The organism is Bacillus sp. JZ39, from assembly GCF_053903145.1.
The window spans coordinates 2,003,111-2,026,992 of the sequence record NZ_CP096389.1; the positions used below are offsets into that span (position 1 = coordinate 2,003,111).

Below are 23,882 nucleotides of genomic sequence, written 5' to 3' on the forward strand. Positions count from 1 at the left end.
TATCATTCATATATCAAATGTAGGTACTTATGAAAAAGCCAATACAAATGAACGAATGTGCACTTCAGCCGAATGTCTTATTTTTCCCTCTCAAAATTCGCACTTCAATAACGAAATGAAACAGGCTGTTGGCCTGATAACAGCTATACAGGAAAAGCTATTTTTCCCCGCTCAGTTTCAACTTAGCTGTCATCATGATGCCAAAGATCAGCACAATCGGAACCCAAATAATGAAGCGATAAAAATCAGGCTCAGCCAGAGCAACAATAATAGCCCCTACACAATACAAAATAATAGCCAGTGCTCTTAACACAGTATCTCTTAAGAAAGTCTTCTTTTGCTTCTTAAAAAACAAACGGCCGGATATATCCTCTAAAAGAGAAGCCAAAGTGCCGGTCAACACAGTTGAAGAAATACCTGCAATCCCCAGTTTTTTTGCTGCTGTAGTTTGAATCCCCATAGAAATGCTCATGAGTATAATTAGAATGTGCACAGGAACAAATGCCCGGTAAAAAGAAAGACAAGCAAAGACAAACAAAATGAATGCTTCAAGTGCGAGGGCTTTTGTCACAGCAGAAGGCCAAAGGGTATTTTCCGCCTTTCCGACCATCAATGTAGCAATGATCACGCCGCATATAAATCCGATTAGCGCAGTCAAGGAATTAAAAACAGTGACCTGAATGGATTTGCCGATAGCTAACCCCAATAATACAATGTTTCCAGTCATATTAGCTGTGAACACATGTCCCAGGCTTAAATACCCGATTACATCCACGATTCCAGCTGTTAAACATAAAAGTGATAGCAAGGTGTTTCGATAAGCTGCTGCAGTCAACGGTGTATCAATCCTTTCTTCTATTTCAATTGTTAGTATGTCTTCTTTTGGCGCAATCTCTATTTTTTAAGTAACCCAACATTAATTAGGAAGATAGAACCTATCATCCCTTTCCATTAACTGTAATAATAATCCCCGCAAGGAAATTAAAATTGAAAGGAAGCATATTGTGATGAAACGACTTTTTTTATGGTTCACCGTCTTTAGCTTGTTTTTGGTTCTCTTGCCTGGAAAAGCATTAGGTGCAGTCGATTTTCCGAATACCTCAACAAATGGCCTTTTAGGTTTTGCCGGTAATGCCAAAAATGAAAAAGGCATCGCTAAAACGGGCACAACGGGTGGAAAAAACGGGCAGATTGTTTACATCCAAAGCGTAAATGATTTAAAAACCCATCTAGGAGGATCCACTCCGAAAATTTTAGTGCTTCAAAATGATCTTTCCGCATCTGCGAAAACAACAGTTACCATTGGCTCAAATAAAACACTCGTGGGCTCTTACGCGAAAAAAACGCTGAAAAATATTTATTTAACAACTTCATCAGCTTCTGGAAATGTTATTTTTCAAAATTTAACGTTTGAACACAGTCCGCAGATTAACGGAAATAATGATATCCAGCTTTATTTAGATTCCGGTATGAACTATTGGATTGATCACGTCACATTCTCAGGTCATAGCTATAATGCAAGCGGAAGCGATTTGGACAAACTCGTGTATATCGGAAAATCCGCAGATTATATCACGATCAGCAACTCAAAATTTGCGAATCATAAATACGGTTTGATTTTAGGATACCCGGATGATTCTCAGCATCAATATGACGGCTACCCCCACATGACAATCGCCAATAATTATTTTGAGAACTTGTATGTTAGAGGCCCAGGTCTGATGAGATACGGTTACTTTCATGTTAAAAACAATTACAGCAATAATTTTAACCAGGCGATTACAATTGCTACAAAAGCAAAAATATATTCCGAATATAATTACTTTGGGAAAGGCAGTGAAAAAGGCGGCATCCTTGACGACAAGGGCACTGGTTATTTCAAAGACATAGGCAGCTATCCATCACTCAACAAGCAAACCTCTCCGCTGACTTCTTGGAATCCCGGGTCAAACTATAGCTATCGTGTCCAAACGCCGGAATATACAAAAGAATTTGTCACGAAATATGCCGGATCACAAAGTACAACTCTGGTATTTGGCTACTGAATAAAAGAGGCCATGCGTTAAAAACGCTGTGCCTCTTTTTATACTATAGGCTATTTTTAAGCGATCCTTGTAATTCCATCAAGATCCAGCGTCGGTCAAACTAAAAAGCATATGTTCTTTTCCACAATAACTTCTTAACTGGCTTTCTTATTATACCAGTTTATCGCAAGTGAAAAGAAATCATTGTTCTGGACCTGTATTAAATGAACGTTCGTCCCACAAACTATTCAAAAACCCCTAAAAAGGATGATGGATATGTGCGGCAGGTTTACTTTGTACTCTGCATTTGATGATATTATTGACCAGTTTGACATCGATCAATTTTTTCCTAAAGGTGAATACCAGCCAAGCTATAATGTCGCACCATCACAAAACATCCTTGCAATCATCAATGATGGATCAAATAATCGCTTAGGCAAGCTTAGATGGGGACTTATTCCACCTTGGGCAAAAAATGAAAAGATCGGTTATAAAATGATCAATGCTCGAGCCGAAACAATTACCGAGAAACCGGCCTTTCGAAGACCGCTTGTCAGCAAACGCTGCATCATACCAGCAGACAGTTTTTATGAATGGAAACGGCTTGATTCCAAAACCAAAATCCCAATGCGGATCAAATTGAAATCATCTGCTCTTTTTGCGTTTGCTGGCTTATATGAAAAGTGGAGCACACATCAAGGAGATCCTCTTTATACCTGCACCATCATAACAACTGAGCCTAATGAGTTCATGAAAGATATACACGACCGAATGCCGGTTATATTGGCCCATGATCATGAAAAGGAGTGGCTTAACCCCAAAAATACAAGCCCTGATTATCTGCAAAGTTTGCTGCTGCCTTATGATGCTGATGACATGGAAGCATACCAGGTTTCATCATTAGTAAATTCACCCAAAAATAATTCAGCTGAGCTTCTTGATGCAGAAAATCATATGTAGTGATTGAAATTCTCTAGCAAGAACTTGTCAAATAGCTTTGTTCCTTAGGTGCCAATCCCTCTAGTAATTATGAATATTTAGTACATAGATCAATTAGTTATTTTTAGCATCAGTTTGAAATAATTTTATTATGTAAACTTAAATAAGCAATGTTATCCCTTTCATATAAAATAGTTTACATTTTTATAAAATCGCTTCACTTTTCTATTTTGTCAGCAAAAAAACTGAACCACATTAAACTTATGAATCCTGCCGCACCTGTGATTGCAAATATGATATAAGCCCATAGAGGTAAATCCATACACTTTCCCTCCTAAGAATTAAATGAAATTTCTTTCATCTTACATGAAGGTCTTCTTTCTTTTGTTTATCCAGTGTAATACTTAATAATATGTTGATGAATGTAGCTGGAAAATATATAAATCCCACTCCAAGAATGCCTAGTATCGTACTTAAACTTACTATGTAATTCTTTGTCATCGTTTGACTATCAATCAATATTAGAAGTGAAATCAATCCAGCTAAAACACCTATAAACCAAGCATCGCCAACAGCATAAGAATCATCCAGCATCCCTAACCATCGCCCCATTATAGAGCTCCCAATGGCAGTCAAACTGGATAAAAATATGAGTGCTTTCATTCTTGTCCTCCTTTAAAGCCAATCAAACTGGTAGAAATCGGCCATTGAATTTCCATTAGCGGGTGGTTATCATTTCCACATTAACATTTTAAAGCTCATTACAATACGATTCAAGCAGAAAAACCCTACATAACGTATATATAGGGATTTGATAAAACACAGGCCAAAATTCAGCTCTATCTACTTTAAAAAGATATGAGGGGCAGCTGTGTGATCTGTTACGTCTTTACGTACCGGGATATTTCACAACAGGCACTTTCTTCTTACGCAGAGAATCAAGCATGACTGATCCAGCATTCAAGTTGCTTTGCACTAATTCTTTAGGCGTCAATGCCATCCACTGATTGAGTGACACATCTGCATAGCGGTCACTTTTGAACATTTCTAAAAACCATAATGTTTCTGTACCAGTGTTTTGTATATAGTGTCCAGCATTAGAAGGCACGTATCCAACGTCGCCTGCTCTATAATCAAATGTGCGGGCAGTCCCATTTCCGATAAATACCGTCATTCGTCCCTGTCCTGTTAGATAATATTGCCACTCATCGCTATTGGGATGCCAATGAAGCTCTCTCATCGCGCCAGGCTCAATCTGAACAAGTGCAGCGGCTATCGTTTTTGAAATTGGGAAGTTAGAAGAATCCACAATTCGTACACTCCCCCCTGGCATTTGAATTGGGGATTGATTTAACAGTTCGTGTTTAAAGGTCATGGGGACTTTTCCATATGGTGACTGAATGTCTTCACTCGCGACTGATCCCGGCACATTCCCTTGGTAAATATAGACTTGCTCAGACGGAAGAGAGTTGAAAGCATTCTCCGGGACACCGAAATTTGCAGACAGAACGTCTTTTGGTGTGTGTGCAAGCCAATCTGAAATGGTTAACGTTGAAAACTCAGAAAAGTTTCCATCATCGAATACGAGCAGAAACTCGCAGTGTTCCAATCCTTGTATGGAATGCGGAATTCCTGCTGGGAAGTACCAAAGGTCGCCGGGACCAACATCAGCAATGAAATTTCGTCCGTCTTGGTCAACAGCGGTGATACGTGCCCGTCCCAAAAGCATATAAGCCCACTCCGCTTGCTTATGCCAATGAAGCTCACGGACGCCTCCCGCAGTTAAGCTCATGTTTACACCTGCAATCGCAGTCGAAATCGGAAGCTGTCTTACGGTGATTTCTCTTGACCAGCCGCCGTGATCTAATTTCATGGGAGCGTCTGAGAATGAAAATCTCAAGTTAGGAATCATACCCTCATCTGTAACAGGCGGAACAAGTATATTCGGATTTTGAATATCCCGCATTATATTTCGCGGGCCTGCATCAATAGCTCCAGCTCCATCACTTCGAATAGGCTGCGGCACGTTTCTGTCATCATGATTGATTGGTTGTTGTTCCAACAGCATGCACCTCGTTTTAGAAATGAACAAGATTTTATTTCAGCCTATGCAGAATCTTAGATTGCTGTGCCTAGGAATCCGCAAATAAAAAAGTGACCACCAATGTGATCACAAATACATCAAATAAGCTATTTTTTATACCATGGCTTCTTATGTAATTTGATTTCTTCTGTCTGTTTTTTCTGGCCTGTCTTCCACTCCACTTTCACTAATACATCATGTCCTATCACTTCATCTTCAGGCATATAATCAAAGGTGGCAATATGGTCCTCCATGCGTCCCCCACCCGGCATTTCATCACCTGTGTACTCTAATAAGTCGTACTCATCTACGTTATCATCTTGATACTTTTCGCCATCAACATACAGAGTAATTCTTTCAACAACAGTCCTCTTTTCGTCCTTCTTACTCCCCTGCCAATACAGATTTAGAAAATAATTGGGTCCAATTGAAGTTTTGTCTGATTTTTCAAGGTTAGACATCCACAGTCCGCTTTTCCCGCTGCCCTCATATTTCACTTTGTTTCCTGACACCATTACAAATAATGTGATAATGCAGATGATCAAGAATCCAGCAATGATCAATAGCCATTTCTTAATATTGTTCTTTTTTCTCATCCTTTTCCCCACTTCCCTAACTCTTTAGTAGGAAAATATGATCAAAATGTTACCGAAAAGAAAATAAAAAAGGGCTAATGATCAAACAGATGACTGTCTAAACTTTTGACTTAAATTAAAGCGCTCTCTAAAGACAAGATTAAAACGTATAACAGCTCTTAAATGCATTTTTTGTTTCATTGAGTCAAGAACCTTAAAATGGCTTTTTATTATTAAAAATCAAGCTAGTGTATTAAGTGATTTTTCAAATTTATTTATACTCATGATCTCGTGAGTCACAAATCTCCCATCAAAAAAACGCTAGAAGTTGTCCAAATAGCTGGTGACTTTTGTTCCTCTTCTTTCGATGATAACTGAATTGACTGAAATTGAACTCTGAAAATTTCGAAATTAAAGATTTTTAATAACGAAACGGGCTGCACTTGTTTAGGTGTCACTGTCATTATCAGTAAAATGTTACGCTGAAATGCGCAGTCAGTCACAAAGTCTCTATTCGTATTCCATAAAGACTTTGTGATCATCGACAAACATTTCACTCCCATCGGATAAGTGTATCCAAAAAGCCTCCTCTGGTTCTTCTCTATAGTCATAAATCACAGTCACTTTGACATTTGACTCAGCTACGATTGGTTTTCCAACAATTATTTTCGTTTTTTCCTCAGGCAAAGTAAGAGATCGAATCATCAAAGCCATTCTATCTTTACTGTCTAATTAACGCCATCTTCAGTGAATTTAAAGGTCTGTTTTAAATTGCGTCCTTCTTGCCCCTTCTGTGTCCAAATAATCACAACCTCTAATTCAGAGGCCTTATCTGCCAGCATAAAATGATTGAACTTCAGCGGTGAGCCATCATTTAAACTTTCAGCTAACATTTTAGAATCTTCTTTTGGTTTGTCACAATTTTCATCGAGGCATCCAAAAAGTGAAAATCTTGTGATTGAATCAGGATCATTTCTATACAATTGCACATCCACTGTAGCTGCTTTTTCCCCTATATTTTTGACTTCCAAGGAATATACTTGATATTCTCCTTTTTGAGGTCTCGCAAATTCCTTTACATTTTTTGCTTCACTTACTTTTACTGACCACTGGTCTGTTTTTTGTGTAATAGGCAACACCGTAAAAGTCAGGGCATGCGCTTTTGATTGGCAAAACGTAAATCCAACTGCTGTAAAAACAATTACAGAAAATAATACCCTTTTCACTTCATTTATCCCTCCTTCCTTTCACTGGCCGCTCCTTAAAGAATTGATTTTGAGCAATCTACAAGCTCTCTTAACCAAAACCTTACCTGAGGTTTTGTCTTTACTGCTCTGCATTTATTTCTTTCGGTATCCGAGAGGGAGCTTTGGGGATTTTTCTCAATTTGCTGTTTATCACATCAGAAGAGTATAGCGTAATAATCATACTTCCCCCATACCTTTTTGCCCGAATTAAGATTGGTTGGTTATATTGGTTTTGAAAGCGAAAGTCAGGACCTCCCCAGCTTACCGTCGCATCCCGTCCGGGCGGTACATATGGTACACTTCTAGTATGAGAATAGCGCTGAACGATCTGCAGTCCTGCACGATCAACTGCATTAAATAGAGTTGAGGACACCTGACAAATTCCTCCTCCTACACCTTCAGACAACTCCCCTTTTACAATAATGGGTGCACTTTTATATCCTTTGTTCCGAGTTCTCATTCCCACAACTTGGTTAAACGAAAACGTCTCATTAGGGAAAACAACGTGATTGTCGATTGCTTTTGCAGAAAGAGAAATATTGTGTGAACGGCTTTTATTGCTTGAGTTAAAATACGTCACGTACTGACCAAGCTGCTGCGTACTGATGTGAGCTAGCAGCTCGCTGTCAACTTTCGGATAAATGTTCATTTCCGGCACTTCTATCTTGGAGGGACCTTGCCCATAAAAATACGCATAAAACTTTTCCATAAACGCCTGTTGATACAGTTTGTAGCCAACCCTGCCCGGGACGATGCTTCCATGATCGTTAAGGACAGCATTTATCGGCTCACGGTACACTTTCTGATCAAGCTGTTTGATGAATTTACTGTATTTTTCATAGTCAACCATTGGAGTGCCGGGAAGAGGCATTGTAAAGTCTTCACGGTTAACAGTGGCAATCGTCCGTCCTTGCTGTGTGACCGTTAAACTGTCCTGCGGCTCACTCGGCTGAGCCAATAAAAAAAGACCAGTGATCAAAATTTGTATCATAAGTCGGTTTACCTCCCGATCATTAGTATGAACAGCCGCTTATCCTTTGATGTATTTCTTCCCATCGTTTGTTTGAATCTTTAGACGTTGATAAAAGCCTTCATAAAAGAGCTTAGCTTTATGTTCACACCGATCCCTAAGTTCACTGAGGCACACGGTTCATTCAGTCGGCAAGTTTGAAGTAGTTCAGCATCTCCAGTGATGAGGGATGCTTTTTTGTCTTGGCAAAAATGAAAAGGGTCTCCTATAACAACAACAACAAATCAATCCATTTCAATATTTTTTTATTGAGAAACGATAAATTTTTTGTTACATTCAATTAGACAACAAATAAATGAGGTGCTTGTTATGAATCGAATGTCGACAATTTTTTTAAAGATAGCTTTGGTTCTTATTGGAATTCCAATTCTTGCTTTATGCATTTTTTTAGTGCCTAAGATAGCCAACTATTCAGCAGAATTATTTCCAAATATCGCTTATATAAAATATCTCGTTTTCATCTATTTGTATGTAACGGCGATACCTTTTTACTTTGCTCTTTATCAAGCGTTCAAACTTTTAAGCTATATTGACAAAAACAAAGCTTTCTCGGGTTTGTCTGTAAGAGCTTTGAAGAATATAAAATATTGCGCAGTCACTATCAGTATCTTTTACGCAGCAGGCATGCCTGTCTTTTATCTGATGGCCGAGATAGACGACGCCCCCGGTATCATTGTGATCGGATTGGTTATTATTTTTGCTTCAATGGTGATTGCGGTCTTTGCTGCTGTTCTTCAAAAACTGTTAAAAGAAGCGATAGATATAAAATCAGAAAATGACTTAACGGTCTGAGGTGATGACATGGCGATTATTATCAACATTGATGTGATGCTTGCTAAGAGGAAAATGAGCGTAACAGAGCTTTCAGAGAGAGTTGGCATCACCATGGCTAATCTTTCGATATTGAAAAACGGAAAAGCAAAGGCTATTCGATTATCAACTTTAGAAGCGATTTGCAAGGCTTTAGAATGTCAGCCCGGGGATATATTGGAATACCGAAGTGATGAAGCCACACAGGATTCGCAAAAAAATATGTAAGATCAACAGAAAAATAAAGTGATTGGCGGTGAGCTTATGGACATAAACTTATATCCATCTAGCTGCTATACTAAGCGTCCCTTCCATACACGAAGAACACAACTATGGAGGAGGCATATATCATGAGAGCAATAAAACAAATCGTTCATTTTGGCTGGGAACAAGCCCTTTCATGTTTGTTTCCTGCCGTTATTTTTGCCTCTTTGGCTATTACGCAAATCATCCCACTGCCCTTCTTGCCGCGATATGACTGGCTGGTCATTATCTGCGTTCTCATGCAATTGTGGATGGTGCGTTCCGGTCTTGAAACACGGGATGAATTAAAAGTGATCACATTATTCCACCTTATTGGGCTTGCTCTGGAACTTTTTAAAGTCCATATGGGCTCCTGGTCTTATCCAGAAGAAGGATACTCCAAAATATTTGGAGTACCTTTGTATAGCGGCTTTATGTACGCAAGTGTAGCCAGTTATTTGTGCCAGGCATGGAGAAGGCTTAAGGTTGAACTGGTTAAGTGGCCGTCTTTTTTTGCAGTTGTTCCGCTTGCCGCAGCGATTTATTTGAATTTTTTCACCCACCATTTTTCTATAGACATTCGATGGTGGTTATCAGGGCTTGTCATCATTGTCTTTTGGCAAACATGGGTTACATACGAGGTGAATGGAGCTCGTTACCGTATGCCGCTCGCACTTTCTTTTGTACTCATCGGATTTTTTATATGGATAGCGGAAAATATCGCTACGTTTTTTGGAGCTTGGAAATATCCAAACCAAATCGATACATGGAGTCTCGTACACCTTGGAAAGGTAAGTTCATGGCTCTTGCTAGTGATTGTTAGCTTTCTTATAGTAGCATCATTAAAACAAGTTAAGGAGCAGAGTCCCACAAAGGCAGAGATGGATGAATCTTTTTCTTAGCATACGCATACAAGGTCCCAAATAGAGTGAAAAGCAACGTTCAAATGGTTGCTTTTTTCTTTTATGTAACTCTGCCGGTGAGTATTCATCTTCTTCAAATTTCATCGCAACACGATAACTGATTCAGATTACAACTGCTTTCAACACTTTGACAAACTCATGCGCCGCCGGCGTTATCTCTTCAAATGAATGTACGATGACGCCAATATCGCGTGTAACCCTAGGAAAGATGTCCTTTTTAATCAATTGATGCGGGACGGATGAAAGTGTAAAGTTTGAAATGATGCCGATACCCAAGTTATTTTTGACCATATTAATCAAGGTTTCGGCATTTTGCACAGTTAAGTTTTCCTTTAATTCGATGTTGTATTGCGAAAATGCGTTTGACATCGCGATTTCATGACCGCCTTTACAAAAAATGAGGTCATCTTGATATGTTTCAAGGTCGACATGCTTTTCAAGTTTTAATTCGTCACGCTGCGGCGGGATGACGGCCACCATATAGTCGTTACACAATAGCTGATTTTCAAACGGTTCAAATGGAGATGCTGCGATCCCGATATCAACCGTCCGATCTTCAACCCATCCTTTTATTTGGTCAGAGGTTCCTTCGATCAATTCTATGCGGATCAGCGGGTAGTTTGATCTGAATGCCGCAATCGCCTGTGGCATGATATTTGTTGAAACTGCAGGAAATGAACCAATTTTCACCTTCCCGTTTAACAGCTTGTTTTCCCGGTTGGCTACTTGATATATTTTGCTTTCAATTCCCTTCATTTGCCTCGCCAGCAGCAATATTTCTTTTCCGATGTCAGTCAGCATTAAACCATGATGTTTATCCCTGATCAATAATTTGAGCTGCAGTGAGCTCTCCAGGTTTTTTATCGCTTTACTTACCGCCGGCTGAGAGATGAACAATTCTTTTGCCGCTTCTGTAATATTTAATTTCTCCCCGACTTTTACAAATATGTGAAGATGGTTCATGTTCATAACCATTTGGTTATACCCCCAATAATAAAAATGTATTTCAGTTATACATAAATGTAACATATGATAGAAACCAGCACGGTATTTAAACAAGAAAGGCGGCTTCATTATGGTAAAAGTTATGCTGGGAATCATATCTGTCACACTTATTTGGGGTTATACTTGGGTTGCGATGAAAGTAGGAATTCATGACATCCCCCCGCTTTTATTTTCGGGTTTGCGCCTGTTCATCGGAGCGGTTCCTTTATTTCTCATTCTCTTCATCCAAAGAAAAAAGCTTTCAATTCAAAAAGAACATCTCAAAAGCTATATCATCATGAGCCTGTTGATGGGGCTGGGCTATATGGGGATTTTGACGTATGGAATGCAGTTTGTCGATTCAGGGAAAACCTCTGTTTTGGTATATACAATGCCTATATTTGTTACGGTGATCAGCCATTTTTCATTAAACGAGAAAATGAATGTGTATAAAACGATGGGACTGGTCTGCGGCCTCTTCGGACTGTTATTTATATTTGGAAAGGAAATGCTCAATATCGATCAAAGCGCTTTATTTGGGGAGCTGTGCGTACTTGCGGCAGCGCTTAGCTGGGGAATCGCGAATGTGTTCAGCAAGCTACAATTCAAGCATATCGATATTATTCACATGAATGCCTGGCACCTTATGATGGGAGCCGTCATGTTATTGGTGTTTTCCTTTATATTTGAGCCGGTCCCTTCAGCCGAGTGGACATATCAGGCGGTGTGGTCATTGCTGTTTAATGGCTTGCTTTCCACCGGCTTTACCTTTGTCGTATGGTTTTGGGTGCTCAATCAAATCCAAGCGTCAAAAGCATCCATGGCATTAATGTTTGTTCCCGTATTGGCCCTATTCTTTGGATGGCTGCAATTGCACGAACAGATCACTATCAACATTATCCTCGGCGCACTGCTGATATGCTGCGGGATTTTTATGAATACATTTACATTTTCACGACGGAAAGTGTGAATGATATACATTTCCCCTGTCATTTGGGCTTCATGTGACAGGTGACGACTATTACGAGAAAGTCTTCTAGAATCCTGACGACAGCCTATAAAACAATGGAAAAAGCTAATGTCTGCATGTGAGACATTAGCTTGGCTGGCGTTTAGGCTGGTGAGAATCCAGATTCTTTTTTATTACCATTCTGGCTGATCAAACTGAAAACCGTATAGACCTTTTACTTTAACATCTCCGCAATCTGGATCTTTTGTCAAAATCAAATAATGAGTCTTATAAGGCATCGTCTCAACTCGATCAGTTGCACTCAAATCAAAATGATCCCCCGAGAAGTTTTTTTCACTAACGGTTATTTCATATCCTGACAAAGTCATTCGCATGATTCTTGCGTTAATTGTACATCCTTCAGTATCGAAAATGGTGAATCTGTACCCAAAGTGAGATGTCCAATGGTTTGAATTTAGGTTATCAGACTTCATAAACCATTTTTCATTCTCTGTCATTGTAAAACTCACTTTCTCCTCATCTTTCACGATAACGGCCGAAGCTTCCCCTACATGGATAGTCAAAACCAAAAGAAATGTAAAAGCTAACATCAACATCTTTTTCAAAAGAGTTCCTCCCGATATCTTTTACTTCAATATATTGGAAGGGTCTTTTCTGATCAAGACAGTCTTCTCCAAATGAATCTTTAGCACCATGAAATGAGCCTTAATAAGAACAGTTTTAACCCAAATCAAACTCTATTCGAAATAAGGCTTACCAATCTATATTCTTTTTAAAAGTTTCTGCATTTCTTTATTTAGCTCCTAGACACATATAAAAAATGCTCCTATAAGTTCAGGAGCACTACAAAAAACTGCTAAAGTGTTTTCTATCGATTTATTGTATTCATTAGCTCAAAGAAATATTCAGGCTTTTGAGTCTTATTTAGCTTATACCATGAACGCAATGTATCTGGTGCAAATACATCTAATTTTTTCAATACTTCTACCGCAAATTCCAGAGGAGCAATTCCTGATGCAGTAACCAAATTTTTATCAGATACTGCTGGTTCCTTTTCATATAGTGTTTCTCCTTTGTAATTAGGGCAGACCATTTTCATATACTCTAGGTCATTGCTTGTGTGCTTTCTCGAATCTAAGTATCCTTCATTCGCGAGGCCCAAGGTTGCCCCACAAATTGCAGCAATAGTCGTGCCGAGCTTTAAAGCGTCGCCAACTTTTTTCAAGATCGGCTGATGAATATCTTCTCCCCAAGTGTTTCCTCCGGGTAAAATGATAAGATCTTGACTCCCAAGAGTACATTCGTCAAGAGAAATATCTGGTTTTATGCTTAATCCTCCCAACGTAGTTATCATTTCTTTATTAACCCCTACTGTAACTACTTTTAAAGATGCTGCATCTTGTTTAAAGTATCTCCCTGAGTTTAGTTCCGCAATTAAATATCCATATTCCCAGTCTGACATTGTGTGAAATACGTAGAGATAAACTTTTCTCGTTTGCATCCAATAACACTCCAATCACAATTGATAAAGCTTTCTAATAGAAGACTTTGCTGACAGCCATTGTCAGCTTTTTTGTGATTCTATTCTTATGCCCTTGTTCTCCCAACTTATAAAAATATAAGATAAATTGATTCTATGTTTACTAGCGCAAAGGGGTTTGTTACACTAACTGTCATGGGAAACATTTCAAAGGTAATACAAAATCATTTGAATGAGGAGGCCTGATGAAGTTGAAAAATAAAGCGTCAATAAAATTCGGAATATGTGTTGGGCTTTTATGTTTAAGCATTACTGGTTTCACACCTTTTTACAGCTCAACACATGCCGAAGCAAAATCCATAGAAGACACAAACATGGCAAGCTGTATAACGAATAAAAAATTTGTTCAACTTGAGAAAAAATTTGATGCCAGGCTTGGTGTTTATGCAATTGATACAGGTTCAAACAAGACAATCGCCTATCGGCCGAATGAACGATTTGCTTACGCATCAACCTATAAAGTTCTAGCCGCAGCTGCTGTCCTGAAGAAAAACTCAATTGAAAAACTTAATGAAGTCATCCACTACAGCAAGGACGATCTTGTTACATATTCTCCAATCACAGAGAAACACCTAGATACAGGCATGAGCCTAAAAGAAATCTCGGAAGCGGCTATCCGTTACAGCGATAATACCGCTGGGAACATCTTGTTGCAACAGCTTGGCGGCCCTAAAGGTTTTGAAAAGTCACTGAAACAGATTGGGGATCATGTAACGAAAGCTAAACGATTCGAGACGGATCTAAACTCTGCGATTCCTGGTGATATTCGTGACACCAGCACCGCAAAAGCACTGGCAACCGATCTTAAAGCCTTCACTTTAGATAACACTCTCACGACTGACAAACGCACGATCTTAACCGATTGGATGCGAGGCAATGCTACTGGTGACGAACTGATTCGGGCAGGCGCTCCAATAGGATGGGAAGTCGGCGATAAATCCGGAGCCGGAAGTTACGGGACACGAAACGACATTGCTATCGTTTGGCCGCCAAACAGAGCTCCTATTGTTGTGGCAATTCTGTCAAACCGCTTTACGAAAGATGCTAATTATGATAATGCTCTTATCGCTGAGGCTGCAAAAGTCGTCCTTAACGATCTCAAATAAATGTTTAGCCTTTTGCCACAAAGGAAAAGACATTACTTTTTTAACTCCTACCGTTCATTTTTTGATGAACGGTTCTTTCATAAGACCTCTAGAATCATATATTTAAACACCACAAAATTAAACGTTATTATAATTAACGGCAAGTTTTCATTTTATGGAACAAGTAAAGTTTGACCTGACAAGAATTAAGATTAAGCACCCTAAAATCCGTTTTCTTTCCTTCCAAGAATATACTCCTTAGTGCAAGCCGTTATATAGAAGTGAACATACAATGCAGACAACTCCCTTGAGTCTCTTATTCTGTGACCAATTTGTAACACTCATGGATATCCGGACTCACTTCCAATATTTCGTCTCGAAGACACTAACATATCAAACCACTTGAATTAACATAACTGAACTTGATATTGGTCACTGGCAGTTTCAATGCAATAGAACAACATTTGTTGTCTCAGAGGTTATCTATATGAGAATTCAACAATTTTTTTTATAATAATTCATATATTTGTATCGTTGCACTTGGTGGATTTGATTCTTTTAGTGTATGGAACCACACTTTTATTTTTTCACCTCTTTTGAGATCATCTGTGTTATCAATCTCACTTAATCCTACAATTACTATGTTATTTTTAAACTTGTTCATAAGTTGCCCTTCAGAAAGATCGTAATCTTCTTTTACTGGAGCTATTGTATCGGTAATGAGAATTGCCCTTTCATTGTCTTTAAGCACGACATAGCCTACTAGGCTCTGCATCTTTGTTTCGTCACCGTTTTGTTCATTTTTATTGCAGCCTGCAAGAAAAATAATGAGCACTATCAAGCTTACTCCAATTTTCGGCAACCTTTCTCCCTCCCGTCATGTTTAACAATCTCACTCCATAACTACATATCAAAAAACTGTAGTGTAAATCTATCCAGAAACTTCTTCATTTTCTCATATTGAATCTTTTACAAGCTGTTAATACACAGACTAAATCGGGTAAAAATTCGTAGAGGTGATTTCATTGAATGATGATCATAAAGTAACTCATTACTCTTCATTTATTTTTTCAACAATCATGGTATTGGTGGTCGCCCTCTTTCCACAATACACTTCTTGGTTTGTAACAGTTTTCTTCTTGGGTTTTGCACTTATCTATACATTCCAAAAACATAAAACAAGTTCTTCAAAAGCAATATCTTATATTTCGTATTTTTTATTCATTGTTTCATTGACTTACACTTTAGTTAATATGTAATAGTAATCCTCCCTTTTTGGGAGGATTTTTTGTTTAAGCTTATTTCTAGGCTGCTTTTGGGCCACCTCTATCTATAATGATAAAACTACCTGAACCAATTTTTTCTTCATCTCTTAGTTTTCGTAAATAGCAATATTGTGGCTGTCATTAATATAATACCTGCCATTTTAAACTCTTTTTGATCTTTAAGATAAACAACAGGGACATTCACCAAACGGATCTACTTCTTTTTGTTCTTTCTCAAATGTTCGTATGTGGTTGCCTTCGAACCATACCCTTACTCTTATTCCGCTAAAATCGAGATTTTTACTTTTTATGATCTATTATTCACTTTCAAAATAACTTCCAATTACAACATAATATATGTATAAATTGTAAATGGAGTTGATGTAATTGAAGATTAGGAAAATCTTATTGAGTTCTGCTTTATCCTTTGGCATGCTCATATCCGCGGTTCCCTCATTGGCTGCTGGCACTTCGTCTGAGGTTGCAGTAAAAAGTGATGAATATGATTATGACACTATATACCGCATTAGTCCTCTGCCAATGGACTTCCAGCCAACAATAGAATACAACGGTTATACTTATACGCTTACACGTCATTATTTTGATTACTCAATCGGGTTTTACACGGCTATTTATACAAAAGTTGTTTAAATTTATAAAGGAGCTTTTTAGCTCCTTTTTCTCTTGTTTTAAGCACAAATACAAGTTTAAATGCTGGTAATAAACAATTCACTTTAAAGAAGCGCCGCCCGCAAAATGCGGCTTTTGCACACTACGCCAATTTTATATAGAAAAGCCAGACCTCCTCCAAGAGGTTCCAGCTTTTCTTAATGTGCTATCGATCTTCGTTAGTTCAACGGGAACTTTATCATTCGGTACAATTGCAGCCTCCCAACTTCTAGTTAGGGCTGGTGGGGAATATCTGATGGCTCTCTACACACATCAGACATTATAAGATTTCAATGTAGCCTTCTGTACCATGAACGCGAATTCGTTGCCCATCTTTTATCAGCTTGGCAGCATTTTCAACGCCAACAACTGCAGGTAAGCCATATTCACGGGCTATAACAGCTCCATGGGTCATCAGCCCCCCAACTTCGGTGACTAGGCCTTTTATGGATACAAACAACGGTGTCCAGCTTGGATCGGTAAAGGAGGTAACTAATATATCTCCATCTTCTAAATCAGCATCTTCCATGTTTAAAATGACACGCGCTCGCCCCTCTATCACTCCGGAGGAAACAGGTAGACCTACAATAGCTCCGGCTGGGAGATTTTCTCGTTTATACTCACCTGTAACGATTTCACCATCAGACGTGATAACACGTGGTGGAGATAGTTTTTCATATAATTTGTACTCGTCTTGTCGTGTACTGATGATTTGATAATCCAGTTTATGTGTGTGTACGACTTCGTGAAGTTCTTCAAAAGTGAGATAGTATATATCTTCTTTTTCTTGAATAACGCCCGCTTCTACGAGTCGTTCGGCTTCTTCCAGTAAAGCCTGCTTATAAACGAAGTATCGATTAATCATGCCGTATTTTGGATATTCCCTAAACCCGCTGAAATTTCGGATGATATCTATCATTCGTTTTGTTTCTTTGGCTTTTTGTTCACCATCCGGTAATTGCTTTAATCGATCTAATAACTCTTGCTCTTTCTTCAAAGCTTCCTGTCGCCCTTGCTCAAATTTCCGATGGCTGGCATTTGGCTCACTGTTATTGATATTATTAAGAATCATTGGGATAAGTGTAGTTGGTTTTTCACTCCATCGAGTTCTTGTAATATCAATTTCTCCGGTACATCGCATTCCGTATTTGCTGAGATAATCATAGATCGCGTCTCGGGTTTTGCTTCCGCCATCAAACTTAGCCAGTTCATCCAAAAAGTTATCATCTTTTACATGTTGTAAGTAATCAATTACCTCTGGATAAGGACGAATCACATCTGCGACGTCTAATAGCGCAAGACCCATTTCGGAAGTAATATTATGGGGTACAGATTGAGAAAGCGTATCTGCTGCGTTTTTTTCACCTAACCACTCGTTCATTTTTTCGTTAATCCATAATGAAGCATTCATAGCAGTTCGAATCACAACCGAACTTTCTGGGTTAAATAAAATCTTCTTTAATTCCTGGATATCTTCCAGAATAAAACGAAATAAATCTGATCCTGATTTCGTTTGGATGTTTTGTTTTAACTCTTCTATCGATGTTTGACTGCTCTCAATCAAATCAGACACGATTGTCGGATCGTTTTCAACTTGAGCCGGCATATCTGCTTTGCCTCTGCTGGGATTTGGTGCTGTTTTATCATTTGGTATCGACTTTATGAAATCTCGTCGCTTTATTATGGTCATAAGTGCGTCTTTTAAGAGCTGATCGTGCTGCCCCATGCCTTTTAAGAAAACTTCTCTGCTGTCAGGGGATGCCAGATGATGTGTGACATCAACAAATAGCCTTCCACCGGCTTTACGCATGGGTGCAGCAGTCGTCAACAGAAAAAAAGACAATCCCAGTGGTTTTATGGGATCCGTCATCATTTGTTGATGACCAACAGAAATATAGACGTGATTTTCTTGGTCACTCGCTTCAGGGATGGGGAATAAAGTAGTGATTGGACGACTCTGTACAATATAAAAAGTATCGCGGGCCAAACACCATTCGATATCTTGCGGCTGGCCGAAATGAGCTTCGATCTCTCTTCCAATGCGTGCCAGCTGTAAAATTTGTTCATCAGTCAGTGTTTGAGCCTTTTGCTGATCAGAATCGATCTGCTGTGTTTCTGTTCCGCCTTCTTTTCGTCCGTAGATAGCCAATTTTTTAGTTGCTATTCTCTTATCGATGATTTGCCCATCCTGTACTTTATAACAATCGGCAGATACCAAGCCGGAAACCAGTGCTTCACCAAGTCCAAAACCGGCATCGATGGATAACACCTTTCGGCTTGAGGTAATCGGATCAGCGGTAAATAAAATCCCCGAAGCCTGAGGGAAAACCATCCTTTGAACGATAACGGATAAATAGACTTGGCTGTGGTCAAATCCATTTTGCATACGGTAAATAACCGCGCGATCCGTAAATAGGGACGCCCAGCATTTACTGATATGCTGCAAGATTGCATCGACGCCGATAATATTTAAATAGGTGTCTTGTTGACCGGCAAAAGAAGCATGAGGTAAATCTTCAGCAGTCGCACTAGAACGCACGGCATAGGCATGTTCCTCGCCAAACTGGGAGAGATATTGAGCCACAGCTTTCACAACATCAGAAGGGATGTCTACTTCCATAATGATTTGCCGAATCTTTCTGCTGATGTTACCAACTTGATCTCGGTCCTCAACTTTTAGCATCGCCAATTGATCCAACAACACTTGTAACGTTTCGTTTTGTTCGATGACTTTTTGATATCCTACTGTTGTGACACAAAATCCTTCTGGTACTTGTATACCTTGAATTTTTGATAATTCCCCTAAATGTAACCCTTTTCCTCCAACGAGCGAAAGCTGTGTTTTTTCAATTTCATGTAAACCGAGAACCAAAGAACTCATTCTACATCTCCCCTTCAAAAAAAATATTGACAAGAGCTTCCTAGCAGGATATAATAAGATTATAAGATGGATATCTATAACCTTTTAACTAGAAAGCGCACGTAGTGTGATTATATCACCGTGTCTGTTTTTGTGCAATATAAAAAGAACCTGGTGAAATTGCCCAGGTTCTTTTCTTAATTTCCATAGCTAGTCGCATTAAAAAACTTGGTTTGAGCTGATTCAATCCTCTAAGGAAATCCTAAAGTTGGGTTCTTTTTGAACTTACTTGCTTGCTTTGTTCGTAGAGTCCCCATTCATAAATTAGACTTTTTGTTCTTAACAGTCCCACCTTTAACTAGTGTAAAGTTATGAAGATTTGGTTAACTACTAGATATTTTTATTTTGAATAAGGCTTATGTTTGATAAAGAAGAGTTATGTAAAGGTGTCTGTTGTGAGCAAGCGCTGACTACAAAAAATTGTAGCATTCTCATTTAAATACCATTCTATTAACCTATAGGAAAAGTTATAAAACCAGATGGAGAATACCCTACCTCCAGCAATTGCAAGGCCGTTCACCTAGTAGAAAACAACCTTTAACCATTACTAACGATTTTAATAATCATTGATTATAAAACTTCTCAAGGAACGATCAGCAGCCCGTTAGCTACCCCTAATTAAAGATGATCTGTTACCACACTGTTACGTTAGAACTTCCACTACTTTGATATCCTTCTGTCGCCATGACTTGGTAAGCCCAATTACTGCCCAGATTCATTCCATGGCTCTTCCATGCGTTCACATGATTACTGAAAGTGATTGTAGCGTTGCTTCCAGTTGGTCTCTTCGTCTGACGAACACTCCAGTACTGCGTAAAAGTAGTGCGATCGCCATCAATGGAAGGTGCGTTATAACGTGTAGTTGTATATATGTCATATGTACCCCCATCACTTTTTACAGTACCTTTATACGTTCCAGTAGGTCTATAAGTACCCCATGAATCCACTACATAATATTCTATGAGAGGTGATCTCGTCCAACCATATAAAGTTAAATATCCATTGCCATTCGGTGCCCAAACTCCGGCATTATAGTTTATCGTCCTAAATGGCGAACCTGTAGTCCAACCTTTACCAACAACAAAATTTCCGGTATTAGACCAATTAACACTGTAGTTCCCGCCAGACCCATTGACAGCGTTTACTATACCGCCCCCATCAGTCCAATTTTGCCAGTAGTCTGTGCTAGCTGCAGAGGCGGTTGCCGAAAACAAGCTAATACTCATTAAAGCTGCCGATAATCCAACTAAGAAATTCTTTTTAAACTTAAACATATGTTACCTCCTATAATATTTTTTCCAACTTTGAGGTAGCACTCGTATACATTTAAAACATTTTTAATTACTAACGCCAAAGCTTTTGATCGTCCCCTTCAGTATAATACCACGAATTCATGAGCAAATATTAAAAGTATTTGTAATTTAATTACAAATACCTAGAAATGCATTATAAGTGGCCTTGTTCCACCATATCCTGAACCTTTTTTCGCAGGATCACAATTCTTGTTTCTAATTCAGATGGAGTAATATCTGTAATGAATTCCCATTGAACTATTGCGTATAAAGGTGATATACAGTAGAGATCGTGAAATCATTGTAGCTGACCCAGGTGGTGCTCTTGACTTTGAAGCTGCAGTGCAACGTTTCATGTCCAAAAAATCAGTCCATAAGATAGTTTACTGTGTCTTTGATGTAATTTGATGGGTATTCAATCGCTAATAAGCCACTCAGTGAACGCAAAAATATGCTTTTAGATCTCAACCTTGACCATGATAATGTATTTGTTATTGAAGGCCTGCAAGGAAACGAATTAGCTTACTTTAATCTGGCCAAAGAAAAGAAATCAGCTTATGATATTGCAGTGGACAATGGTTTTTCGGGAACTGTAAATGTGCACTCTTGATCTTCAGGCATCTCAAAAAGTCTCGATCCTGTTTTTCTTTTTTAAACGCAGGAGACGCAGCTGACACTACACTTCCCTGTCTCTCCATATTTCCTACAACAGCAAGATACTATGTTCAAGGATTAAGCCCCATTGCAACAACCGATCCAGAAGTATAAAAACACAAAGTATATTCTTACGTAGAAATTGTGAGCAATCAATCATTATATGTAACTCCTATGATGTTATTCATGTTGATATATACTGTGTTGTTATGTTGATCTTTAACGTAAAGCTTATGTTGTTCAAAATTAATGGAATGAACTCTGCCAACGGCATTTTCAAACAAATCCATAGTTGAAAAGTTTGAATTTCAAAATTCAGGTGCTTCAGAAACGAAAACGCCCATCTCTTCAATTTGTTGATCATCTCAATTTTTGATCCATCAATCAAATCTTGTTTAAGCTGTATTAAATGCTCTGGAAGCATCATTGATATCCATTGATTGTTCCCCGATCCCTAAACATATCGACTCACTCCTTTATTGATAATACTAAAATTGGAGAAAGAACATCGAGAGTATTCGCAAGCAAATAACCCCAATATGTAAAACGCCCAGCATTTTATTAAGCTGGGCTCTGTCTCATAATTAATTTGAATTTTTATACGCATTAACTGCTTCATTTCGCAACAGCATATTATCTTTATTAAAGTTATAAGCTTTTTTGATAATATCTAATACCTGCGAATCTAGCGCAGAAAGATTGCCTCCTGGATTAAATCTTGATTTCCAATAATCTAAAGACTTATTTAGGTCAGGTGAGCTTTTTTTGTTCTCGGGTTTAACTACTTCATTTTTCTCAAGTTTTTCACAGAATTCACTAAAACCAATGGATCTACTGGGAGCTGAGTTATTTCCCCCGTATCCTTCTGTAGCCAAGCTGCAAAATGCTAAGAATTTTTGATTATAAATAAGATCGCTTGAGTTTACATTTACCACCGATAATCACGATCCTCTCAGAGCTTTTTATAATTGTATTGCCTTTTCCATTTTTACACATGTTAAATATCGACAATCCCTTAAATGATTTAATAAGGTTCTGTCAAATTTTAATATTGATAAATACGCAAAAATAAAAAGAAACCATAGTAGATAGGGTTTCCTTCAATCTTGTTTATGTAACGCACCCGATTCTGGAACAATTAATTTTCTCAAATAAGACGGTTCTCTAAAGATTCGATTGCCAGTTTTAGTGCAGTTAAGCGACGCTCATTTAATGTTTTTTGAGAACTGCCTTCTTTTGCTTTTGCTATTTGTTTTTCAATAAATGGAATGATATCTTGTAGAACTTCTTTAGAAGTCAATATGATTTCTTGCTCATAGCAAAAATTTTCACCATTCCAGATACCTTTTAGGCTTTCTAAGCCAATTTTTACTGCGTTTAGTCTCTTTTTGACAAGAGTTGTGTTTGAACCTTTTTCTGTCGTACTTTTATAAGCATTTGAAAGTTTACTAAAAGTTGATTCCAAGGATTTAATGGACAAATCTTGAATTTCTTGGCTAACAATCTTCATATACAATCCTCACTTTTCATTTTGAAAACAACAAATCAACACTTTTTAACAATCCTACTCAATAGCTGAATTAGGATTACGCCTTGAATTTTGCGAGTCGCAAACTACCATATGTGTCTGTCATTTCAAATGTAATTGATGTTAATAGAAATTCTATTAAATGCTGTTGTCAATATATTGTTTGAATTTACAACGTCAAGGGGATTTAGTATAGTATAATATTTCCTGTACATTAAGTTTGCTCACTCAAGGGAGTCTTGCTCATCCCCTATGAAAGAGGGTGAGGCTATGTCAACATCCAGGCATTAATGCTAATGCTTGCATTCGGGTCATTTGTAATTGCCCTGTTGACATATATAAATAAAAAATAGACCTCCCTTGAGCCTAAGAACCTGAAGGGATAGGTCTACCAAGAAATCACATCGAGCAAGCCCTTTAGTGGGTAGCTTTAGTACAGAGACGGGGTGTTGATAGCACCCTAGTCTTTTTATTTTATGCATTTTTTATACCTTAAAAAGCATAATCCTTATCCTAATTATAACCATATAGAAATGTTATTTGAATACAATTGCTTTATGGATAAAACCATTATTTTATTTAGATTGAGGATGTGCAACTCAAGTGTATTTATTGAGCAATTGCAATATTTTTACTTAATCGTCCCAGTCTTCATCCTCTTCCCAATCATCTTTCGCTTCCTGAATCTTATTATAAAAAAATTCAATAAAGCTTTCTGCAACAGTATCTTGATAACCAACTACCCTATCCCATTCAACTACAGGGCATTCTCCGTCTTTCATTTTATTTGTATCTAGACAGTAAGCAAAGTAATCAACATCTTCAATAACCACAAGTCCATCAGTAAGGCCATAGTGTTCTTTATATTCATTAGTCCTATTTACAACTGATGCATGATCAAAGTTGTAGCCTAAAACTAAAACACCGAATAAACCACCAGCACCGTATTTTTCTAAAAACCATTTATAACTGTTGGGGAGATCGCATTGGAGGTTTTCTTCAATGCGACCAATGTTTTCATGACTTGCGCCTTCTGTAAATATAGCATTTTGTTTATTTTCATTAATAAAGTTCTCAACCTTCGAATAAATCATATAAACA

At 38.2% G+C, this 23,882-nt stretch carries 24 protein-coding genes and 7 pseudogenes; 11 read left to right on the forward strand and 20 right to left on the reverse strand.

Going from position 1 to position 23,882, the window contains the following annotated elements; translation table 11 throughout:
* Positions 1-157: 157 nt before the first annotated feature.
* The gene (locus tag M1D65_RS09980; RefSeq protein ID WP_120028141.1) at positions 158-835 is read right to left on the reverse strand and encodes a YoaK family protein; all 678 of its coding nucleotides are present in this window, start codon (positions 833-835) and stop codon (positions 158-160) included.
* A gap of 172 nt (positions 836-1,007) precedes the next feature.
* Between M1D65_RS09980 and M1D65_RS09985 the strand changes: the two genes are divergently transcribed.
* Positions 1,008-2,045 (forward strand): polysaccharide lyase family 1 protein, encoded by a 1,038-nt coding sequence (locus M1D65_RS09985; RefSeq protein WP_015714056.1) that lies wholly within the window; start codon positions 1,008-1,010, stop codon positions 2,043-2,045.
* Between the two features lie 255 nt (positions 2,046-2,300).
* On the forward strand, positions 2,301-2,984 hold the full coding sequence (locus tag M1D65_RS09990; RefSeq protein ID WP_015714057.1) for an SOS response-associated peptidase: 684 nt from the start codon (positions 2,301-2,303) through the stop codon (positions 2,982-2,984).
* Positions 2,985-3,320: 336 nt separating this feature from the next.
* On the opposite strand, the gene M1D65_RS09995 is transcribed toward M1D65_RS09990, so the two are convergent.
* From M1D65_RS09995 to M1D65_RS10030, 8 genes and pseudogenes are all read right to left on the reverse strand, one after another.
* Positions 3,321-3,626, reverse strand: coding sequence for a hypothetical protein (locus M1D65_RS09995; RefSeq protein WP_120028143.1), 306 nt, complete (start codon positions 3,624-3,626; stop codon positions 3,321-3,323).
* Between the two features lie 226 nt (positions 3,627-3,852).
* Positions 3,853-5,031, reverse strand: coding sequence for an oxalate decarboxylase (gene oxdD / locus M1D65_RS10000; RefSeq protein ID WP_120028144.1), 1,179 nt, complete (start codon positions 5,029-5,031; stop codon positions 3,853-3,855).
* Positions 5,032-5,153: 122 nt separating this feature from the next.
* On the reverse strand, positions 5,154-5,642 hold the full coding sequence (locus M1D65_RS10005) for a DUF4944 domain-containing protein (RefSeq protein ID WP_120028145.1): 489 nt from the start codon (positions 5,640-5,642) through the stop codon (positions 5,154-5,156).
* Positions 5,643-5,726: 84 nt separating this feature from the next.
* Positions 5,727-5,822 (reverse strand): annotated as a pseudogene (locus tag M1D65_RS10010) (hypothetical protein); the annotation flags it as partial.
* Between the two features lie 39 nt (positions 5,823-5,861).
* Positions 5,862-6,016: pseudogene (locus tag M1D65_RS10015) on the reverse strand (YoaP domain-containing protein); the annotation flags it as partial.
* Positions 6,011-6,245: pseudogene (locus M1D65_RS10020) on the reverse strand (hypothetical protein); the annotation flags it as partial. The pseudogenes M1D65_RS10015 and M1D65_RS10020, both read right to left, overlap by 6 nt.
* Before the next feature lie 104 nt (positions 6,246-6,349).
* Positions 6,350-6,847: a hypothetical protein gene (locus M1D65_RS10025; protein WP_021481414.1), complete on the reverse strand. Its 498-nt coding sequence runs from the start codon at positions 6,845-6,847 to the stop codon at positions 6,350-6,352.
* Between the two features lie 100 nt (positions 6,848-6,947).
* The gene (locus tag M1D65_RS10030; protein WP_015714063.1) at positions 6,948-7,859 is read right to left on the reverse strand and encodes a VanW family protein; all 912 of its coding nucleotides are present in this window, start codon (positions 7,857-7,859) and stop codon (positions 6,948-6,950) included.
* A 348-nt stretch (positions 7,860-8,207) separates the two neighbouring features.
* Here M1D65_RS10030 and M1D65_RS10035 point away from each other — a divergent pair, with 348 nt between their 5' ends.
* From M1D65_RS10035 to M1D65_RS10045, 3 genes and pseudogenes are all read left to right on the forward strand, one after another.
* Positions 8,208-8,690: a DUF2975 domain-containing protein gene (locus tag M1D65_RS10035; protein ID WP_015251949.1), complete on the forward strand. Its 483-nt coding sequence runs from the start codon at positions 8,208-8,210 to the stop codon at positions 8,688-8,690.
* A 9-nt stretch (positions 8,691-8,699) separates the two neighbouring features.
* Positions 8,700-8,953, forward strand: a pseudogene (locus M1D65_RS10040) (helix-turn-helix domain-containing protein).
* Positions 8,954-9,058: 105 nt separating this feature from the next.
* Positions 9,059-9,853 carry a DUF817 domain-containing protein gene (locus M1D65_RS10045; protein WP_124073039.1) on the forward strand — a complete coding sequence of 265 codons (795 nt, stop codon included), beginning with the start codon at positions 9,059-9,061 and terminating at the stop codon, positions 9,851-9,853.
* A gap of 123 nt (positions 9,854-9,976) precedes the next feature.
* On the opposite strand, the gene M1D65_RS10050 is transcribed toward M1D65_RS10045, so the two are convergent.
* Entirely contained in the window at positions 9,977-10,849 is an 873-nt protein-coding gene (locus M1D65_RS10050) for a LysR family transcriptional regulator (protein ID WP_021481419.1), read from the reverse strand.
* Between the two features lie 100 nt (positions 10,850-10,949).
* Here M1D65_RS10050 and M1D65_RS10055 point away from each other — a divergent pair, with 100 nt between their 5' ends.
* Positions 10,950-11,828: a DMT family transporter gene (locus M1D65_RS10055; protein WP_021481420.1), complete on the forward strand. Its 879-nt coding sequence runs from the start codon at positions 10,950-10,952 to the stop codon at positions 11,826-11,828.
* A gap of 173 nt (positions 11,829-12,001) precedes the next feature.
* Here M1D65_RS10055 and M1D65_RS10060 read toward each other — a convergent pair whose 3' ends face one another.
* Complete coding sequence (locus tag M1D65_RS10060) at positions 12,002-12,433, reverse strand: hypothetical protein (RefSeq protein WP_038829973.1); 432 nt, start codon at positions 12,431-12,433, stop codon at positions 12,002-12,004.
* Between the two features lie 263 nt (positions 12,434-12,696).
* The gene (locus M1D65_RS10065; protein ID WP_038829972.1) at positions 12,697-13,329 is read right to left on the reverse strand and encodes a type 1 glutamine amidotransferase family protein; all 633 of its coding nucleotides are present in this window, start codon (positions 13,327-13,329) and stop codon (positions 12,697-12,699) included.
* A 224-nt stretch (positions 13,330-13,553) separates the two neighbouring features.
* Between M1D65_RS10065 and bla the strand changes: the two genes are divergently transcribed.
* Positions 13,554-14,474 (forward strand): class A beta-lactamase, encoded by a 921-nt coding sequence (gene bla / locus M1D65_RS10070; protein ID WP_046160472.1) that lies wholly within the window; start codon positions 13,554-13,556, stop codon positions 14,472-14,474.
* Between the two features lie 487 nt (positions 14,475-14,961).
* Here the strand turns inward: bla and M1D65_RS10075 are convergent, their stop codons facing one another.
* Entirely contained in the window at positions 14,962-15,315 is a 354-nt protein-coding gene (locus tag M1D65_RS10075; protein ID WP_064671125.1) for a DUF3221 domain-containing protein, read from the reverse strand.
* A gap of 163 nt (positions 15,316-15,478) precedes the next feature.
* Between M1D65_RS10075 and M1D65_RS10080 the strand changes: the two genes are divergently transcribed.
* Positions 15,479-15,712, forward strand: coding sequence for a hypothetical protein (locus M1D65_RS10080; protein ID WP_074794570.1), 234 nt, complete (start codon positions 15,479-15,481; stop codon positions 15,710-15,712).
* Positions 15,713-16,105: 393 nt separating this feature from the next.
* On the forward strand, positions 16,106-16,369 hold the full coding sequence (locus M1D65_RS10085; RefSeq protein WP_043857645.1) for a hypothetical protein: 264 nt from the start codon (positions 16,106-16,108) through the stop codon (positions 16,367-16,369).
* Between the two features lie 298 nt (positions 16,370-16,667).
* Here M1D65_RS10085 and ppsA read toward each other — a convergent pair whose 3' ends face one another.
* Both ppsA and xynA read right to left on the reverse strand, forming a co-directional pair.
* Positions 16,668-19,268 (reverse strand): phosphoenolpyruvate synthase, encoded by a 2,601-nt coding sequence (gene ppsA, locus M1D65_RS10090; protein ID WP_064671124.1) that lies wholly within the window; start codon positions 19,266-19,268, stop codon positions 16,668-16,670.
* Between the two features lie 671 nt (positions 19,269-19,939).
* Positions 19,940-20,581, reverse strand: coding sequence for an endo-1,4-beta-xylanase XynA (gene xynA / locus M1D65_RS10095; protein WP_015251938.1), 642 nt, complete (start codon positions 20,579-20,581; stop codon positions 19,940-19,942).
* 306 nt (positions 20,582-20,887) lie between these two features.
* Here xynA and M1D65_RS10100 point away from each other — a divergent pair.
* Positions 20,888-21,146: pseudogene (locus tag M1D65_RS10100) on the forward strand (ATP-dependent DNA ligase); the annotation flags it as partial.
* 11 nt (positions 21,147-21,157) lie between these two features.
* Here M1D65_RS10100 and M1D65_RS10105 read toward each other — a convergent pair.
* From M1D65_RS10105 to M1D65_RS10120, 4 genes and pseudogenes are all read right to left on the reverse strand, one after another.
* Positions 21,158-21,413, reverse strand: a pseudogene (locus tag M1D65_RS10105) (UV damage repair protein UvrX); the annotation flags it as partial.
* Positions 21,406-21,715, reverse strand: a pseudogene (locus tag M1D65_RS10110) (YolD-like family protein). The pseudogenes M1D65_RS10110 and M1D65_RS10105, both read right to left, overlap by 8 nt.
* Before the next feature lie 122 nt (positions 21,716-21,837).
* On the reverse strand, positions 21,838-22,188 hold the full coding sequence (locus M1D65_RS10115) for a hypothetical protein (RefSeq protein WP_064671123.1): 351 nt from the start codon (positions 22,186-22,188) through the stop codon (positions 21,838-21,840).
* 212 nt (positions 22,189-22,400) lie between these two features.
* Positions 22,401-22,763, reverse strand: a complete 363-nt coding sequence (locus M1D65_RS10120) for a hypothetical protein (protein ID WP_064671122.1) — start codon at positions 22,761-22,763, stop codon at positions 22,401-22,403.
* 314 nt (positions 22,764-23,077) lie between these two features.
* Here M1D65_RS10120 and M1D65_RS10125 point away from each other — a divergent pair, with 314 nt between their 5' ends.
* Complete coding sequence (locus M1D65_RS10125) at positions 23,078-23,134, forward strand: putative holin-like toxin (RefSeq protein ID WP_224912973.1); 57 nt, start codon at positions 23,078-23,080, stop codon at positions 23,132-23,134.
* 282 nt (positions 23,135-23,416) lie between these two features.
* On the opposite strand, the gene yobK is transcribed toward M1D65_RS10125, so the two are convergent.
* A complete protein-coding gene (yobK, locus tag M1D65_RS10130; RefSeq protein WP_015251924.1) occupies positions 23,417-23,875 on the reverse strand; it encodes a type VII secretion system immunity protein YobK in 459 nt (152 codons plus the stop codon).
* Positions 23,876-23,882: the final 7 nt, after the last annotated feature.

Excerpts from the sequence above, each read along its gene's own strand:
- M1D65_RS09985 (WP_015714056.1), top strand. The coding sequence starts at position 1,008 with ATGAAACGACTTTTTTTATGGTTCACCGTCTTTAGCTTGTTTTTGGTT.
- M1D65_RS09990 (WP_015714057.1), top strand. The coding sequence starts at position 2,301 with ATGTGCGGCAGGTTTACTTTGTACTCTGCATTTGATGATATTATTGAC.
- M1D65_RS09995 (WP_120028143.1), bottom strand. The coding sequence starts at position 3,626 with ATGAAAGCACTCATATTTTTATCCAGTTTGACTGCCATTGGGAGCTCT.
- oxdD (WP_120028144.1), bottom strand. The coding sequence starts at position 5,031 with ATGCTGTTGGAACAACAACCAATCAATCATGATGACAGAAACGTGCCG.
- M1D65_RS10005 (WP_120028145.1), bottom strand. The coding sequence starts at position 5,642 with ATGAGAAAAAAGAACAATATTAAGAAATGGCTATTGATCATTGCTGGA.
- M1D65_RS10030 (WP_015714063.1), bottom strand. The coding sequence starts at position 7,859 with ATGATACAAATTTTGATCACTGGTCTTTTTTTATTGGCTCAGCCGAGT.
- M1D65_RS10035 (WP_015251949.1), top strand. The coding sequence starts at position 8,208 with ATGAATCGAATGTCGACAATTTTTTTAAAGATAGCTTTGGTTCTTATT.
- M1D65_RS10045 (WP_124073039.1), top strand. The coding sequence starts at position 9,059 with ATGAGAGCAATAAAACAAATCGTTCATTTTGGCTGGGAACAAGCCCTT.
- M1D65_RS10050 (WP_021481419.1), bottom strand. The coding sequence starts at position 10,849 with ATGGTTATGAACATGAACCATCTTCACATATTTGTAAAAGTCGGGGAG.
- M1D65_RS10055 (WP_021481420.1), top strand. The coding sequence starts at position 10,950 with ATGGTAAAAGTTATGCTGGGAATCATATCTGTCACACTTATTTGGGGT.
- M1D65_RS10065 (WP_038829972.1), bottom strand. The coding sequence starts at position 13,329 with ATGCAAACGAGAAAAGTTTATCTCTACGTATTTCACACAATGTCAGAC.
- bla (WP_046160472.1), top strand. The coding sequence starts at position 13,554 with ATGAAGTTGAAAAATAAAGCGTCAATAAAATTCGGAATATGTGTTGGG.
- ppsA (WP_064671124.1), bottom strand. The coding sequence starts at position 19,268 with ATGAGTTCTTTGGTTCTCGGTTTACATGAAATTGAAAAAACACAGCTT.
- xynA (WP_015251938.1), bottom strand. The coding sequence starts at position 20,581 with ATGTTTAAGTTTAAAAAGAATTTCTTAGTTGGATTATCGGCAGCTTTA.
- M1D65_RS10120 (WP_064671122.1), bottom strand. The coding sequence starts at position 22,763 with ATGAAGATTGTTAGCCAAGAAATTCAAGATTTGTCCATTAAATCCTTG.
- yobK (WP_015251924.1), bottom strand. The coding sequence starts at position 23,875 with ATGATTTATTCGAAGGTTGAGAACTTTATTAATGAAAATAAACAAAAT.